This is a genomic window from Yersinia aleksiciae (genome assembly GCF_001047675.1).
Taxonomy (GTDB): Bacteria; Pseudomonadota; Gammaproteobacteria; order Enterobacterales; family Enterobacteriaceae; genus Yersinia; species Yersinia aleksiciae.
Genome location: NZ_CP011975.1, coordinates 2,356,129 through 2,372,563, shown reverse-complemented (window position 1 = coordinate 2,372,563; position 16,435 = coordinate 2,356,129). Strand labels below are relative to the sequence as shown.

Sequence of the window (16,435 nt, the reverse complement as noted above, 5' to 3'; positions counted from 1 at the left end):
ACCTCCACTATATTAATGAATTGGCAATTTTTGTTTGTAACATGCCGTTCTGATGAATATTATCGTTTAATTGAGATAGTGTTTCTTGTGCATCTTGTGAAATACTTTTTAACTGTGAATTTTGTTGTTGCTTATTTTTTTCGACCCAATCATCCATAAACTGAGTGAAATCTTGATTCATAATTAACTCTTCAATCTCTTTTTGCAGAGCTGCTTTTTGAATAGATAATATCCCAGTATTGATTTGGCTGACACCTTGAGTGCATTGTTGAAGAATAGACAATGGCGAAATACTAATATCTTTTATTATCTGCTTGACCATCTTTTTCATAATCGCTTTTACACATTGGCGCTCAAACTCTTCAGCCGTCAGCGTAGCACCTTGCTTAAGCACATCTTTCACCAATGCCTTAGTGGTCTCACCCACCAATTTTTCTATTCCTGCGTGAGTAAAAGATTTGGTGATATTGCGTGTTAAGGTCATTTCCGCTTCAATAGCTTGCTTAGCTGCGGCAGAAGCCATATCACTGGCCTCAACCATCTCAATTTCTCCTCCTTGCATGGCCACCTCACTGCTGACCTGTTTGCTGACATCCTTGGCAAACTGCTCGGCCAACTGTTCTAGCTCTTCGCCAGCACCACTCTTGATAGCATCAAGCAACACTTCACTCGTACCGGCTTTCAGCACATCACCTGCGCCTTTGGTTACCACGCGGGCCGCATTGATGGCACGACCAGCTTGCAACACATCAACCGCCATCGCAAAGCATTCACAACCGAGCTGGACTTTACCTGCGACATCAATGACTTCTTGGCATTTTTCTTTTGATGCCCCTAATAGCATCGCCGTTTCTGCCGCCGCTTTAACAAGCCCAGCAGTGCCCGCAGCCAGATATGCTGCACCAGAGGCTAACGCCAACGGGTCGCCGGTTAGTACCCCTTCAGCAACCTTAATGGCACCATAAATCACCTCAACCGCACCGACGATCCAATCGCATACTGCGCCGAAAATGCCTGCTTTTTTAGCTTTATCAGCCTGTTCAATGGCTTTATCGATCTGTTTTTGGTATTCCGCGATACGCTTATCACGCAGAAAAGTTTGCACTTCTGTTGCATGTTCCATCTGTGTGCCGATGGATTTACACAAGTCAGAGAAAACGCCAAGACTAAGATTACCGGCCATCGCGACAATCAGTTGCATATCAATATGCTCTAGCCGATCGAGATACAATCGATCATCATCATCTCCTTTTTTTGCATTGAACGGCAGCAAAGAAACCAGCAAGCGATCCAATGCTCCTTGGGCTTTTTGTTGTGTCACTTTGGGTGACGTTATATTGATATCCTCCGATGAGCGTAGACCAGCGATCGCTCGCCAATCGGGCATGGTAGCCAATGATAATGGTGGTGTTTTCCCTACCATTGCCGCTGTCCAATCAACCGTCGTATCTGCTTTAGCTGTTACGATATTAGACATCGCGTACCTCCAATAATAAAGCAGCTAAACCTCGCTCAGCTTGTTGCCTTATATCTGCCAGCTCTGGATGTGTATGGCACCAATTAAGCGCTGCGCGAAAGGCTTTTTCGGCATAAGTGGCATTACCACAAGCTAAATAACACTCTCCTGCCGAACATGATGGGCGTGGATTATCCACCTGGATTTGTCCTGCACGACTGAAACAATAAATCGCCTGATGAAAATCAGCAGTTTGTTGGTAGCACAAGCCGAGTGTCATCCAATAAGCGAAATTCCAATGGTCAAAGCGTACCAGCAAATTTAATAACTTCTTGGCACTGTCGAACTCCCTTCCTTGACAAAGTTGCACAGTATATTCATAGAGCAGCGCCAGATCTTGTGGGGCCATTTTAGCCAGCATATGCAACGAACCACCGCGCCTCATAAAATTAAGCACTGCATCACTTGGTTGAATATTCATTTCAAACCGTCCTTGAGGCCACGAGCCAATTAACAGAAATTGCGGGCAATGGTCATCAGTAAATCTTTTAAACCTGACTGCAATGTACTGATGTTGTTGGCGCAAACGTTATAGCCCTGCATCGTTTTCTGTAACTGCAGCTGATCCTGACTCATGGTGTCTGTTGCACTACTCTTCTCATTATCTAATGCTCCTTTCACTGCGGCTAATTCCCCTTTATCCAGTGTAGGGCCGTTCTTTTTTAAATAATCATCAATGCTCATGCCATCAACTTTGATGCCATTTTTTCGCATAAACTCAACAACTGAATCAGGTAATGGTTCTCTAGTCTTATCATCACCTTTCGAAGCCTCCGCAATAACTTCATCAACCTGATTGGCGTTATCTTGCACTTCACGGGCATACTTGGCGCGCTCTTGCATAGCTTTAAAATCATTCGCTGCAATGTAGTTAAGCGCTGCAAGAAATGCGTAGAGGACACTCAAACCCGAGCTAAAGATATCGTGGCCCTCATCAACAGCATTAGGGGATGAACCATCAATACCGTAATGATTATCACTATCAACCGACTTTGCATTACCAAACGATTTAACAGCGTTAGTTGAAAAACCTACTGGTTCATGTCTTGTATAGGTAAGATCTCCCATATACACACTCCTAGATTCAAAATGTAAATAACAGAGGATTAATTATTAACTACATAACACCCTGATCAGAATTTATGTTTCTAAGCTGCGTCTCCAATTGCTTAAATTGTATTTTCATCTGTGAAATACATGCCATCATTTTGTATTTCTCCTCCGCCAATCCATTCGGAAAGACAGCATCCAGTCGGCATAATACCTCCCGCGCACCAATATCATTAGCAGCCCGCTCTCTCAGCATTTCAATTTTTTTCTGAAAGAATTTAAGCTTGTCAAAATCAGACATCAACTTATTATATCGACCTTGTAAGTCAACCAGCATATATTGAATAGGATTATTTTCAATCATAGGATGCTCCTTTAAATATTTACTAGCCTTTAAGTTTATCCTCACCTTTTCCATTCATTCCGTCTTTTATATTTTTATAACTAATTTAAAAAAACTACCACAGTAAGTAAATTTAATTTTTAAAACGAAAAGTCAGCGTCTCAATTATTTTTTCGGCGCTCTTCAACGCCAGCATAACATTATTAAGATATTTATAATTATCGGGTGTTTGCATTAGAGACAATTGACAAGAGATTATATTTTTTTCTTTTATCAATAACTCTTTCTTATGCTGAATTTCCCTGGGCTTATATTTAATGCAGTATTCCAATTCAGTAATATCCCGCATCATCTCACTTCCTTATTTATTTTTAAAAACTCATCGGTATATGTATCAAATTGTTAGTTTTCAATAGTGATATACCTTGCTCCCCGATAAAAATCACTTTATAACCATTTTCCAGAACACTCCCTTGCTGTAAGCGTAATCCATTTGCCAGTTGCACAAACCCTGAATGCCTATTTCCTCCATAACTGACAATAGCAGCGGGGAGCAACCTAGTCGCTTGATCTGAGATAGGAATGTTCTGATATCTTACCGCAAGAAATTCGGGTTGCTGCTGGGCCAATATTGCCAGCATTTCCGTTAACTTGCGTCGTTGGTCAGGCGCTAATAGGCCGCTGATAGTCACTTCCTTATTATTTTGCACCATGCTGAGATAACCTAGCAGCCCCAGTTCTCTTAAGCGCTCAACTAATTGCGAAATTTGCCCATCGTGAGTGTTAACGACTTTCCAGCTTTTTAAACCCGTAATACTTGCCAGAGCCTCTTGCGCTTTTGACCATTGCCCCCCCATTTCAATAGCACCATGGATAATAACAACTCCCGGTTCTTTACCTGCGTGAATATCGGTATCTTGGTAGCCATACTGCTGCAATACATCGCTGACATTGGTGATTAAATGGTCATCGCAAACTAGCTGATTCCGAAATACAATATGATTCAATACCAAGAAATTCTGCAAGTTAATAACAGCTGAAGAAGATGTACAGTGACCACTTAACATCACACTACCGTCCGATAACCAACCTGCTTTTACGCCCTGCAAAGCAGGTTTATTCAGCTGTTCAGATAATTGTGTGGGTAGATCGGGAGGAAGATAAGCCAACAGCACTTTAGGTTGCTGCATAACCCAAAATATCAAAATGAATATCAGTGATAACAACATCAATGTCACCATGGATAACCACAGCAATACCTGCGATCCGGTCCGTGGCGTCATTTTGACATCACTTAAGCTATCGTTTTCCTCGCCTAAGGCCAATACCAATCCAGAGGTTTCAATTGCTTGTCTGAGCGGAAGTGCATGCTGTAAGTCATGTTGTGAACCATTAACCCAAACCTCACCAGATACCCGCATCATTATTTGGTATTCACTGATAACCAAGGTCACTATCTTCCCTTGAGACAGTGGTAATAGAACATCACAATCCTGTTCTCCCAGAGTAAATTCGCCCTCAGGTAGCGTCAACTCACGCCCCTTAAGTTCACCGCTTAACAGGCGGAGTTTAAATCTTACTGCCATGTTACTCCCCTATATTAACCGGTACTGCCTTGATCAAAAATAACCTGACAACACTGTGTGATTGTTTATCAGTACTACGGAACAATCCGCCGACTAAAGGGATGTCACCTAACAGGGGGATTTTATTTTGCGATTCAATTTGTTTATCTTGAATGAAGCCGCCCAAAAGCAAACTTTGCCCGACACGTAATGTCGCCTGGGTCGAAATATCCGAATTCTGTATCTCTGGTAACGGCTCACTACTGCTGATAGGAGCCTGTTGTTGACCATCCTGAATATTAAGGTTGAGCAAAACTTCTTTTACGCCATCTGCATCAATCATTCTCGGTGTCACTCGTAATAACGATCCAGAGGTAACAGATTCAAGTTTTGCTACTTTGTCGCCCTCCAACTTAGTATAAAATGTGATGTTTTTATCAAGTACCGCTTGGATATTGTTTAGAGTAACCACCGAAGGTCGTGATAATACTCTGGCGCGTGAATTTCTTTGTAACGCATTTAGGCGCACCATAAAGTTGCTGGTATCACCAATTACAGTAGAGAATCCATCAGCACCATTTTTTCCCATGTCTTTATTAAATGAAATCCCTGTCCCTCCAATAGATGTAGACGCTGACCAATCGATACCCAGTTGGCTGATATCCCCAGCATCAACATCAATAATGGTCACGGAAATTTCTATTTGAACAGGTCGCTGATCCAGTTGCTTAATCAGACTACGGTACATTGGCATATTGACCTGGCGATCACGAATAATGATGGCATTTTGCCGAGGGTCTGCCGAGAAGAGTGGCATGCTGGAGGGAGTATTATCTTGTCCTTTTCCGCCCACCAGAGGTAAATTATTTCCCATCGTCATTTCACGCAATACACTCACTAAGCCTGGTAGCTTAACTTGTTGATCACGATACTGATAATCTGAATCAGCCGCTGAAGCATATTTGAGTTGGAAGACTTTCACCGTTTCTTTACTTTCGTTTTGACTACGAGCTTGCGAAGAGAGCATTTTGCTCAACGTCGTCACTCGCTCAATACAGATAGGAACACCTGTAACCTCAATAGCACCAAGGCGAGAGATCGCCTTAACAACGCAGTTTTTATCCGCCGGTACACCGCTGCTTTGTAGATACTTCAGGAGAGTGGTAGTTGATAGTCCGTCGGGCGATATAAATTCCCTTCGGATGGATTGAGCCTTGTAGAAGTAGAGTGTTCCCCCATCATAATACCAAGTAATATTATATAACCCCGCAAGCTCTGATAGTATTTCTTCTGGTTTTTTATCGCGGATTGTCCCACTAAAATGTTCATTTATATCTGGGCTAACCACAACAGGAATACCATAGTTCATGCCTAAATCTTTTAAAAGATTGGATACGGGCATACCTCGGCTATAAATAAAGAAAGGCTCACCTTGCCAAGGAATAACTTGTCCATAGGCCAGTGATGCGAAAAAAAACAATAGTAAACCAGCAATTTCCTTCATGAGATGACCCTGCTAACTTTTCGTTCCTGCCCAGTTAAATTTTTTGTTTTAGATGAGTTAACTGTAATAACCAAAGAATTAAGATATTGAATGACAGAATGAATCTGTTCCAAATTTATTGATAACGTTTGATGTTTATCTTCACTGGTTACATTATCATCGACAGTATATCGGAACCATAACCACCAATAACCATCGTTAAGCTGCAAGGCAAAATCCTGCGTCTCTTCAAGCAACACCAGCATGAGAGTAATATATCGAATAGTTACATCAGATATCATTTTTCTGTCTATAAAAAAAACACCAATACAGATAGAATGATTATAATCCATTGCTTTGGATGGAATATCCATTAATGTAAACTCCACAATATTAATATCCGACGAATCAATATTGCTGATTAAGGGTTGCATTCTCAACATTTCCTGCATCTACGGCGACTCCTGTAATGCTTCAGTGTAATTATCCTCTGTCGTTGAGCCTTGGCTACAAGGCGAAAACCTGATTCCAATCCTTTCCAGAATTAAATGAATCTATAACGAGTAGTAATGAAATCAGTGTAATTCTTGATATCAATTTTTGACTGTGGCGTACTAAAAAAAACAGTCAGGTGACTTTATGGACAATTCATCATCACTTGTCACGCGATTGACATTAATACTAGGCATTACGTTAATGGTCATTTGGCTAATTTCAATTTCGGCGACGGCATTCTTTTCATATGAAGATACACGCCAACGGCTGGTGAATGAATTAACGCATATGGCATCATTACGTGCAGATTTAAGCAATTACCAATTTGAAGGAGCCGAACGTGATGCAACCTCTTTAATCACCCATCAGATAAATTATCAGCCCACCTGGCGACTCCCTATTACCCAAATAGAAAATGACGTCGGTAATGGTACTCCTTTCAATTCAGGGAGCTGCAGCTCTGTCCGAACCAGGCATAATCCTCGAATAACTCAAACTTACGGTACTTCCGGACAAACTTATTATCTCGACAGTTTTACCATTAACAACAAAGAAGGCATTACAATATTTCGGCCACAATCAGTATCAAGTGATTATTTAAACCAGCGGCGTAAGGAGTTGCTTCTACTGCCAATATTTCCTACCCATGACAACATTTTCTGGGGTATGCCCACTTATTCTGCGAAAAGTGGCTGGCATGTTTCTGTTGCTGCATGTGATCAAAATGGCGCGTTAGCTGGTTTTTCATTAAAACTGAATGAATTATTCACTGATAGCGAGTCGATAGGGCAACGAGATATTAATTTATGGCTGGACAAAAATGGCGAGTTATTACCAATATCTCAACAAAATATATCGTCAAATCAGTTAAATGACATTCTTCGTCAGTTGAGAAATAGTCATTTACATGATGGTTGGCAACAAACACCTGATTATCTGGTATTGAGAACCCAGCTAAAAGGCCCGGGTTGGCAGCAATTAGTCGTTTATCCCAGAGTCGGTTTTGCCTGGGAAGCAGCAAAACCCGCCCTACATCAACTGCCTATTGCATTCGCTATTTTGTTGCTACTCACGTTGGCGCTTTCATTATTACTGCGTTATTACCTGGCAATCCCCCTTTGGAACTTCGTTAATATTATTGGTGCCACCGGTCCACACGCCATGGAGCCGCGCTTACCCGTTAAGCGCATGGATGAATTAGGGCAGATTGCTCGTGCTTATAATAGCTTGCTAGATACTTTGAATGAGCAATACGACACGTTGGAAATGAAAGTCAAGAAACGCACTCTGGCACTAGCAAAATCAAAACAGGCTGCTGAACAAGCTAATCGCCGCAAGCGCGTGCATCTGACGACTATTAGCCATGAGATTCGTACCCCTCTCAACGGTGCTTTAGGCGCGGTCGAGTTATTACAAAATACCGAACTAACAGCCGAGCAATATCGATTGACGGAGACGGCTCGCCAATGCTCACACTCTTTACTGGCAATCATTAATAATCTATTAGATTTCTCTCGCATTGAATCGGGCCAAATGACGCTGTCTCAGGAGAAAACCGCGCTATTACCTTTATTGGATCAGGCCATGCTGACTATTCATAGCCAGGCCTCAAGTAAATCACTCCTTCTTTCCACCAATGTCAGCTCAGACGTTCCTTTATCACTTGAATTAGATAGCCAACGCTTAAAGCAGATTTTGATTAATTTATTGGGTAATGCAGTTAAATTTACCCAGCAGGGCCATATTAGTCTCAATGTCGAACGTCTAGACAAACAACTCTGCTTTACTGTTGAAGATAGTGGCTGCGGCATTGACACACAGCATCAACAAGCGATATTCAACCCCTTTGTCCAAACCTGTGACCATAGACATGGCACAGGATTGGGGCTAACGATTGCAGATAATTTGGCCAGAATGATGGGCGGACAGATTACGCTTTTCAGTCAGTTTGGCCTAGGGAGCCGTTTCTCGTTAAGCTTGCCGTACCACGGGATAACACCCGTAAAGCCTTTTAAAGGCGAATTATGCGCACCACTGTCATTACACACGCAATTATCCGCCTGGGGTATTCTCTGCCGACCCGTAAATAATGAGTCATTTCCCTCGCAGCCGGGACCCTTTAGCGATAAAGAGTTGAGCTACCTGCCAGGCCGCTTATATACCAAAGTAGAAAAGTATCTGAGCAGTCATCATTCTCCCATATCCTCTGCACAGGGGTTACAGCAAAATCTTCCGCTTCAGTCTTGGCACATGTCTATATTGTTGGTCGATGATGCAGAAACGAATCGTGATATTACCGGCATGATGCTGCGACAGTTAGGGCATCAAGTCACCTTGGCTGAAAGTGGCGAAGTGGCACTGCATCTCGGTCAGAGTCAGAGTTTTGACTTAGTACTGATGGATATTCGTATGCCGGGTATGGATGGACTGACGACCACTCGATGTTGGCGTGAGGATATTAATAACCGTGATAATCGCTGCATGATAACGGCACTGAGCGCTAATACTAACCCTGATGAAAAGATAAAGGCCTATCAAGCCGGGATGAACCATTATCTCTCTAAACCCATTACTTTTTGCCAATTGGCAGAAGTGTTGGACCTGGCCGCACAATTTCAGCTTGAGCGCGATATTAGTCTCAGCCCACACATCTCAACCCCTAGACCCTTATTAAATCTGGATGATGACTTGCTTCGCCTGGAATTATCCCAGTCTCTAAAAGTGCTCGTGCAGCAGGCGAGCGAATCTCTCACTCATACTCCCACTTTGTCGCACGTGATCCACACGCTAAAAGGCTGTGCCGGTCAAGCGGGGTTCATTGAATTACAAGAGGCAGCCATTCAACTGGAAATAGCGATCGAGGCACAAGACACCATTACACAGCAAGATATCACTCGTCTTAGCGAGATGATTCATTCGCTATTTTAACTTCGGAGTTACTGCAACTCCATCTCAATCATTATGTAAAGGGAACGACTTTATGAATACGAAGTTACTGATCGTCGACGATCACGAACTGATTATTAATGGTATTAAAAATATGCTCGCGGCTTATCCACGCTATCAGATTGTCGGTCAGGCTGAAAATGGGCTAGACGTCTACAACTTATGTCGTCAGACCGAACCCGACATAGCAATCATTGATTTAGGTCTGCCCGGTATGGATGGTCTTGACGTTATTATTCAACTTCTTCGCCGCTGGCCCACCATGAAAATCTTGGTATTAACGGCACGTCATGAGGAACATTACGCGAGCAGAACACTAAACAGTGGTGCACTAGGTTATGTTTTAAAGAAAAGCCCACAACAGATCTTGATGGCAGCGATTCAAACGGTCGCCGCAGGTAAGCGCTATATTGATCCTGCGCTGAATAGCGCATTGATGAGTAAGCTGTCGCAAGGCACTGAGAATAGCCAACCCATTCTTACGCCACGAGAGAGGCAAATTCTAAAACTGATTACCGAAGGTGCCTGTAACCGTATTATTGCGGACCGACTTTCGATCAGCCAGAAAACAGTTGAGACTCATCGGCTTAATATGATGAAAAAACTGGATGTGCACAAAGTGGCCGAGCTTATTCATTGGTCATATCGTTTGGGATTAAATGCATAATCACGGCAACTTAACTGGTGCGGTATGGATGATAAACAACAATAAAAACCCCCTATCAGTATTGCTCTGATAGGGGGCTCATTGCCGAGCAGTATCGTGCGAATCTTAATGAATCAATGATTCATTGACTGAAGCGTGCCTGATATTAGCCTTGGCTAACAGGTGTCTGCTTCGGTGCAAACAGCGCTTTTTCATAGGCCTTGGCTTTCTTATGGTCAAACTGGTGTTCCCACTTGGCGATAACCAGCACTGCTAACGCGTTACCCACCACATTCAGCGCCGTTCGGGCCATATCCAGAATACGGTCCACACCGGCAATAAAGGCCAAACCTTCCAATGGAATCCCCACGCTGCCTAATGTTGCCAGTAAGACAACAAAAGATACCCCAGGAACACCGGCAATGCCTTTTGATGTCACCATTAAGGTCAGCACCAGAATAATTTCTTGTCCGATAGAGAGTTCAATACCGTACAACTGGGCAATAAAGATGGCCGCAATACTTTGGTATAGCGTAGAGCCATCGAGGTTAAATGAATAACCTGTCGGCACCACAAAACTGGTGATGGATTTAGGTGCGCCATAAGCTTCCATTTTCTCAATAATTCGCGGCAATACTGTTTCAGAGCTGGCCGTAGAATAGGCCAGAATCAGCTCATCCTTTAGGATTCGAATTAATGTCCAAATGCGCAATTTACACAATCTTGCCACGGTACCCAGTACCACTAACGCAAAGAAGAGAATGGCGGCATAAACCAGAATAACCAGTTTGGCGAGAGGAATAAGTGAGGCAAATCCAAAATTGGCCACAGTCACCGAAATCAAGCCAAACACCCCAATAGGCGCATAGCGCATTATCATGTGGGTGACTTTGAACATGCTTTCTGAAACAGCTTTAAACACATTCAACAGTGGTTCTTTGGTTTCTTTTGGCAATGAAGATAGCCCTAAACCAAACAACACTGAGAAGAAAATAATCGGCAACATATCGCCTTTCGCCATAGAGGCAAAGACGTTCGCAGGGATCAGCGACAAAATGGTACTCACCAGACTGTGGCTGCCACTTTGTACTTGTTCGGTGGTTTTTTCATACTGGGAGATATCCACCACGGTCAGTGCCGACATATCAATGCCATGTCCCGGCTGGAATACATTCGCTAAGGTGATCCCGACAATAATAGCGACGGTTGTAATAACTTCAAAATAGATGATGGTTTTTAGACCAATGCGCCCGAGTTTCTTCGCATCACCCACACCGGCAATCCCTACGATCAGGGTTGAAATAACAATGGGGACAACAATCATTTTAATTAAGCGGATAAATATATCGCCCGCCGGACTTAAAACGTTACTGACTAACCACTCTCTGGACTCAATTTGATTATGCAGAATCGCACCAACCAAAATACCTAATACCAGCGCAATGAGTATTTGCCAGGCCAGACCTATTTTTACACTTTTCATACCCTAAAAATCCCTCAAAGCATGCCATGAAATGCAAGTTACCAAGCATTTCAAATGGAATACTTAATCATTAAATACGGGGCTATAGTTGATGGAGCTTATGGTACGGCCTCCCGCCAGCCGTCCACGTTATAAATCAGTATCATTTTTGGACACACTTCTGCAAGTCTTGTTTACATCAAGCCCACATCGGGTCGAGATATAATATCAGGCAAAAAATCGGTCAAGATGCAGTAAATAATTGTTATTAAAAAAGTAAAATGACTTAATGGCAAATAATAGCTTGGTGCGTCAGTATAAAAAACAAACTAAATTAATTGACAAGAATAATCCTATTTATGTTCTATTTTTTGACGCATTGTGTTTCTGCTTTGTTAAATTCAACTATCATAAGTCTCCGCTCATTTTAGATATTTTACAACCAGAGTCATGTTTTTTTCAAAGCATAGAATGAAATTGACCTAAAATAGGAAAATATAAAAATTCATAGTTATGTTATTCATTTTTTATTTCTATGCCCATATTCTCCTCTGGAATATATATCTCACTTTAATTACCATCCGATATTAAAATAGTCTGACTCCACTGTTGTAAATTTAATTTCTATTTTTTGGTTAGCCAGTTGCATTAGATTGCATTAATAACGCTACGTTATTTCTCTAGATTATACATGCGCTTGAATATCTCCCTTTCACACCAGAAATGAGCTGATGAGCACATTTCTTTCCTTTATTGCATGGCCTCAATGTCTCTCTCCTATCATTAAGATATCGATTCACCACGCAGCACGTTAAGTAAGTCTCTAAATCAACATCTTTTATGCGTGATCTGTCGCCCAAAAAAGAAACAAAACGTCCTCTCGCACTATAATTAACCTTTGATTGACATATTATTAACAATCTCAAGGAGAACTATTATGAGCCAAATACATAAACACCCTATTCCAACTGCAATTGCAGCGCATGCCCTGATAAACCCAGAACAATATCACCAATACTATCAACAATCGGTGCAAAACCCGGATGAATTCTGGGGTGAACATGGCAAGATTATTGATTGGATTAAGCCGTATACCACGGTAAAAAACACCTCCTTTGACCCCGGCCATGTGAGCATCCGCTGGTTTGAAGACGGTACGCTAAATCTGGCAGCTAACTGCCTTGACCGCCATTTGGCTGAACGTGGCGATCAAACCGCGATTATCTGGGAAGGTGATGATCCTAACCAGTCAAAAACCGTCACTTATAAGCAACTTCACCATGATGTCTGCCAGTTTGCCAATGCGCTGAAAAAACTGGGCATCAAAAAAGGTGATGTGGTGGCTATCTATATGCCGATGGTGCCAGAAGCCGCTGTTGCCATGCTGGCTTGCGCACGTATTGGCGCAGTGCACTCTGTTATTTTTGGTGGATTCTCACCTGATGCCGTCGCTGGCCGCATCATCGACTCTAACTCAAAATTGGTGATTACTGCCGACGAAGGCATCCGTGCTGGTCGTGCAATTCCACTGAAAAAAAATGTCGATGAAGCACTGAAAAATCCAGCCATCACCAGTATCAAAAATGTGGTCGTATTCCAGCGCACCGGTAATGCCAGCTATTGGAAAGATGGGCGGGACTTGTGGTGGCATGACCTGATTAAAGATGCCTCCGCCGACTGCCCTGCAGAGGAGATGAGCGCCGAAGATCCGCTGTTTATCCTTTATACCTCCGGCTCTACGGGCAAACCGAAAGGGGTATTACATAGCACTGGCGGTTATCTGGTTTATGCCGCGCTGACCTTTAAGTATGTTTTCGATTACCACCCCGGCGATATCTACTGGTGCACCGCCGACGTCGGCTGGGTGACCGGCCACAGTTATCTGCTCTATGGCCCATTGGCTTGTGGCGCGATTACACTGATGTTTGAAGGTGTACCGAACTATCCGGGCGTCAATCGCTTGGGTCAAGTTATCGATAAGCATCAGGTCAATATTCTGTATACCGCCCCAACCGCCATTCGCGCCCTGATGGCGGAAGGTGATAAAGCTATAGAAGGAACCAAGCGCGATTCACTGCGCATCATGGGCTCGGTAGGTGAACCTATCAACCCAGAAGCTTGGGAGTGGTATTACAACAAGATCGGCAACAGCAAATGTCCGATTGTCGATACCTGGTGGCAGACTGAAACCGGCGGTTTCATGATAACCCCGCTACCGGGAGCGACTGAGTTGAAAGCCGGTTCCGCGACTCGCCCATTCTTTGGGGTACAACCCGCGATCGTCGACAATCTGGGCAATCCGCTGGAAGGTTTGGCAGAAGGCAATCTGGTCATCACGGACTCTTGGCCGGGTCAGGCCAGAACCCTGTTTGGCGATCATGATCGTTTCGAACAAACCTACTTCTCCACCTTTAAAGGCATGTATTTCAGCGGTGATGGCGCTCGCCGTGACGAAGATGGCTACTACTGGATCACCGGCCGAGTTGATGACGTGCTGAACGTTTCAGGCCACCGCTTAGGCACCGCCGAGATTGAATCAGCCTTAGTCGCTCACCCAAAAATTGCCGAAGCCGCAGTTGTTGGGGTTCCACACAGCATCAAAGGGCAGGCTATCTATGCCTATATCACCCTAAATCACGGGGAAGAGCCAACACCAGAGCTGTATACCGAGGTTCGTAACTGGGTACGCAAAGAGATCGGCCCGATCGCCACACCGGATATTCTGCACTGGACGGATTCGCTGCCAAAAACTCGCTCCGGCAAAATCATGCGTCGGATTCTCCGTAAAATTGCGGCAGGGGATACCAGCAACTTAGGAGATACCTCTACGCTGGCCGATCCGAGTGTTGTGGACAAATTACTGGAAGAAAAACAATCAATGCAAACACCGTCGTAAATTGTGCCGCCTGCGGGCGGCAACCTTAATTAATGCCTCAAAGGAGAAACTCTGATGAATGACAGCATTTATCAAGAGATTGAAAATAACCCGCGTTTCAAAGAGTTGGTGCAAAAGCGTGGTCGCTTTGCTTGGCTACTTTCGCTGATTACTTTGGCGCTGTATGTCGGCTTCATTTTCCTAATTGCTTTCGAACCACAATGGCTCGGCACCCCGCTCTATGCCGGATCCAGCATTACTCGCGGTATTCCCGTTGGTGTAGGGCTGATTGTTATTTCTTTTGTTCTTACTGGCATTTACGTAATTCGTGCTAATGGCGAGTTTGACCGTCTGACGGCAGAAATTCTTCGCGAGGTGAAGCAATGAAGATCCGCCATTGGTCCGCACTTTCCTTACTGGCTCTGCCTGCGCTGTCACAGGCAGATGCAATTACTGGCGAAGTTCATCGCCAACCGCTGAATATTCAGGCGATCATCATGTTCGTTCTGTTTGTCGGCGCGACACTGTATATCACCTACTGGGCGTCAAAACGGACCCGCTCCCGACAAGATTATTACACCGCAGGTGGGCGGATTACCGGCTTCCAAAATGGCCTGGCAATCGCCGGTGATTTTATGTCGGCAGCATCGTTCCTCGGCATTTCTGCGTTAGTTTATACTTCCGGCTACGATGGTTTGATTTACTCCATCGGGTTCTTAATCGGCTGGCCAATCATTCTATTCTTAATCGCGGAGCGTCTGCGTAATCTAGGCCGCTATACCTTTGCCGATGTGGCTTCTTATCGATTGAAACAAAAGCCCATCCGGACCTTATCCGCCTGTGGTTCATTAGTGGTAGTTGCCTTATATCTGATCGCCCAAATGGTAGGTGCAGGTAAGTTGATTCAGCTGCTATTTGGCCTGAACTACCATGTCGCAGTGGTGCTCGTTGGCATCCTGATGGTGCTGTATGTGCTGTTTGGTGGCATGTTGGCGACGACATGGGTACAGATAATCAAAGCGGTCATGTTGTTGGCTGGTGCATCATTTATGGCCCTTATGGTCATGAAGTCCGTTAACTTCAACTTCAATACGCTATTTAGCGAAGCTGTCAAAGTTCACCCTAAAGGCTTGGCAATCATGAGCCCTGGCGGATTGGTCTCTGACCCAATATCAGCGCTATCGCTTGGTCTGGCATTGATGTTTGGTACGGCCGGTTTACCTCACATCCTGATGCGCTTCTTTACGGTAAGTGATGCGAAAGAGGCCCGTAAAAGTGTGTTCTACGCCACTGGCTTTATCGGCTACTTCTACATCTTAACCTTCATTATCGGGTTTGGTGCGATCCTATTGGTTGGCCCGAATCCCGCATTTAAAGATGCAGCAGGTGCATTGCTAGGCGGTAACAATATGGCGGCAGTCCATCTGGCTGATGCCGTTGGCGGCAGCTTCTTCTTAGGCTTTATCTCAGCGGTAGCCTTTGCGACCATTCTCGCCGTCGTCGCCGGACTGACATTAGCAGGTGCATCGGCGGTTTCCCATGACCTTTACGCAAGTGTGATTAAGAACGGTAAAGCGAATGAGCGCGATGAGTTAAAAGTCTCAAAAATCACGGTCGTGGTGTTAGGATTTGTGGCTATTGGTTTAGGGATTCTGTTTGAAAAACAGAATATTGCCTTCATGGTCGGTTTGGCATTCTCTATTGCAGCCAGCTGTAACTTCCCTATTATTTTCATCTCCATGTATTGGGAAAAACTGACCACCCGTGGTGCCATGATTGGCGGCTGGTTAGGGCTATTGACCGCAGTTATCCTGATGATTTTAGGCCCAACCATCTGGGTAACGATTCTGGGGCATGCAAAACCAATCTATCCGTATGAATACCCTGCATTATTCTCAATGATAGTGGCGTTCGTCGGGATCTGGTTCTTCTCGGTCACCGATACTTCAGAAGCAGGTCAGCAAGAGCGTCTGCGCTTCAAAGCTCAGTTTGTTCGTTCACAAACAGGTTTGGGCGCATCACAGAGCAGCTCTCACTGATAGCGTTTAGAGTGA

Annotated in this window: 14 protein-coding genes; 5 read left to right on the top strand and 9 right to left on the bottom strand. The window is 44.1% G+C overall.

Features of this window, described 5'->3' with window-relative positions; genetic code table 11:
• Window positions 1-7: 7 nt before the first annotated feature.
• From sctE to ACZ76_RS10655, 8 genes are all read right to left on the bottom strand, one after another.
• Complete coding sequence (gene sctE, locus ACZ76_RS10690) at window positions 8-1,477, bottom strand: type III secretion system translocon subunit SctE (RefSeq protein WP_048618924.1); 1,470 nt, start codon at window positions 1,475-1,477, stop codon at window positions 8-10.
• Window positions 1,470-1,937, bottom strand: a complete 468-nt coding sequence (locus tag ACZ76_RS10685; protein ID WP_048618923.1) for a SycD/LcrH family type III secretion system chaperone — start codon at window positions 1,935-1,937, stop codon at window positions 1,470-1,472. Before ACZ76_RS10685 ends, sctE begins: the two co-directional genes overlap by 8 nt.
• Before the next feature lie 29 nt (window positions 1,938-1,966).
• Entirely contained in the window at window positions 1,967-2,584 is a 618-nt protein-coding gene (gene sseB / locus ACZ76_RS10680) for a type III secretion system translocon protein SseB (protein ID WP_048618922.1), read from the bottom strand.
• Window positions 2,585-2,633: 49 nt separating this feature from the next.
• Window positions 2,634-2,930 (bottom strand): chromosome partitioning protein ParA, encoded by a 297-nt coding sequence (locus tag ACZ76_RS10675; protein ID WP_048620262.1) that lies wholly within the window; start codon window positions 2,928-2,930, stop codon window positions 2,634-2,636.
• Window positions 2,931-3,042: 112 nt separating this feature from the next.
• Window positions 3,043-3,258 carry an EscE/YscE/SsaE family type III secretion system needle protein co-chaperone gene (locus ACZ76_RS10670; protein ID WP_048620261.1) on the bottom strand — a complete coding sequence of 72 codons (216 nt, stop codon included), beginning with the start codon at window positions 3,256-3,258 and terminating at the stop codon, window positions 3,043-3,045.
• Window positions 3,259-3,280: 22 nt separating this feature from the next.
• Window positions 3,281-4,495 (bottom strand): type III secretion system inner membrane ring subunit SctD, encoded by a 1,215-nt coding sequence (gene sctD, locus ACZ76_RS10665; RefSeq protein ID WP_048618921.1) that lies wholly within the window; start codon window positions 4,493-4,495, stop codon window positions 3,281-3,283.
• Window position 4,496: 1 nt separating this feature from the next.
• Entirely contained in the window at window positions 4,497-5,978 is a 1,482-nt protein-coding gene (locus tag ACZ76_RS10660) for an EscC/YscC/HrcC family type III secretion system outer membrane ring protein (protein WP_048618920.1), read from the bottom strand.
• On the bottom strand, window positions 5,975-6,409 hold the full coding sequence (locus ACZ76_RS10655; protein ID WP_048618919.1) for a hypothetical protein: 435 nt from the start codon (window positions 6,407-6,409) through the stop codon (window positions 5,975-5,977). Before ACZ76_RS10655 ends, ACZ76_RS10660 begins: the two co-directional genes overlap by 4 nt.
• Before the next feature lie 187 nt (window positions 6,410-6,596).
• On the opposite strand from ACZ76_RS10655, the gene ACZ76_RS10650 reads away from it, so the two are divergent.
• Complete coding sequence (locus ACZ76_RS10650; protein ID WP_048618918.1) at window positions 6,597-9,380, top strand: hybrid sensor histidine kinase/response regulator; 2,784 nt, start codon at window positions 6,597-6,599, stop codon at window positions 9,378-9,380.
• Window positions 9,381-9,432: 52 nt separating this feature from the next.
• Entirely contained in the window at window positions 9,433-10,065 is a 633-nt protein-coding gene (locus ACZ76_RS10645) for a two component system response regulator (RefSeq protein ID WP_048618917.1), read from the top strand.
• Window positions 10,066-10,210: 145 nt separating this feature from the next.
• Here ACZ76_RS10645 and gltP read toward each other — a convergent pair whose 3' ends face one another.
• Window positions 10,211-11,527, bottom strand: a complete 1,317-nt coding sequence (gene gltP, locus ACZ76_RS10640; protein ID WP_004874053.1) for a glutamate/aspartate:proton symporter GltP — start codon at window positions 11,525-11,527, stop codon at window positions 10,211-10,213.
• 916 nt (window positions 11,528-12,443) lie between these two features.
• Between gltP and acs the strand changes: the two genes are divergently transcribed.
• Genes acs through actP form a run of 3 tightly spaced genes read left to right on the top strand, consistent with a single transcriptional unit; the run spans window position 12,444 to window position 16,420 of the window.
• Window positions 12,444-14,402 carry an acetate--CoA ligase gene (acs, locus tag ACZ76_RS10635; protein WP_048618916.1) on the top strand — a complete coding sequence of 653 codons (1,959 nt, stop codon included), beginning with the start codon at window positions 12,444-12,446 and terminating at the stop codon, window positions 14,400-14,402.
• 54 nt (window positions 14,403-14,456) lie between these two features.
• On the top strand, window positions 14,457-14,768 hold the full coding sequence (locus ACZ76_RS10630; RefSeq protein ID WP_004874055.1) for a DUF485 domain-containing protein: 312 nt from the start codon (window positions 14,457-14,459) through the stop codon (window positions 14,766-14,768).
• Complete coding sequence (gene actP, locus ACZ76_RS10625; protein WP_048618915.1) at window positions 14,765-16,420, top strand: cation/acetate symporter ActP; 1,656 nt, start codon at window positions 14,765-14,767, stop codon at window positions 16,418-16,420. Before ACZ76_RS10630 ends, actP begins: the two co-directional genes overlap by 4 nt.
• Window positions 16,421-16,435 lie beyond the last annotated feature (15 nt).

What these genes read in the sequence shown, in the direction of transcription:
- sctE (WP_048618924.1), bottom strand. Translation starts at nt 1,477, where the DNA reads ATGTCTAATATCGTAACAGCTAAAGCAGATACGACGGTTGATTGGACA.
- ACZ76_RS10685 (WP_048618923.1), bottom strand. Translation starts at nt 1,937, where the DNA reads ATGAATATTCAACCAAGTGATGCAGTGCTTAATTTTATGAGGCGCGGT.
- sseB (WP_048618922.1), bottom strand. Translation starts at nt 2,584, where the DNA reads ATGGGAGATCTTACCTATACAAGACATGAACCAGTAGGTTTTTCAACT.
- ACZ76_RS10675 (WP_048620262.1), bottom strand. Translation starts at nt 2,930, where the DNA reads ATGATTGAAAATAATCCTATTCAATATATGCTGGTTGACTTACAAGGT.
- ACZ76_RS10670 (WP_048620261.1), bottom strand. Translation starts at nt 3,258, where the DNA reads ATGCGGGATATTACTGAATTGGAATACTGCATTAAATATAAGCCCAGG.
- sctD (WP_048618921.1), bottom strand. Translation starts at nt 4,495, where the DNA reads ATGGCAGTAAGATTTAAACTCCGCCTGTTAAGCGGTGAACTTAAGGGG.
- ACZ76_RS10660 (WP_048618920.1), bottom strand. Translation starts at nt 5,978, where the DNA reads ATGAAGGAAATTGCTGGTTTACTATTGTTTTTTTTCGCATCACTGGCC.
- ACZ76_RS10655 (WP_048618919.1), bottom strand. Translation starts at nt 6,409, where the DNA reads ATGCAGGAAATGTTGAGAATGCAACCCTTAATCAGCAATATTGATTCG.
- ACZ76_RS10650 (WP_048618918.1), top strand. Translation starts at nt 6,597, where the DNA reads ATGGACAATTCATCATCACTTGTCACGCGATTGACATTAATACTAGGC.
- ACZ76_RS10645 (WP_048618917.1), top strand. Translation starts at nt 9,433, where the DNA reads ATGAATACGAAGTTACTGATCGTCGACGATCACGAACTGATTATTAAT.
- gltP (WP_004874053.1), bottom strand. Translation starts at nt 11,527, where the DNA reads ATGAAAAGTGTAAAAATAGGTCTGGCCTGGCAAATACTCATTGCGCTG.
- acs (WP_048618916.1), top strand. Translation starts at nt 12,444, where the DNA reads ATGAGCCAAATACATAAACACCCTATTCCAACTGCAATTGCAGCGCAT.
- ACZ76_RS10630 (WP_004874055.1), top strand. Translation starts at nt 14,457, where the DNA reads ATGAATGACAGCATTTATCAAGAGATTGAAAATAACCCGCGTTTCAAA.
- actP (WP_048618915.1), top strand. Translation starts at nt 14,765, where the DNA reads ATGAAGATCCGCCATTGGTCCGCACTTTCCTTACTGGCTCTGCCTGCG.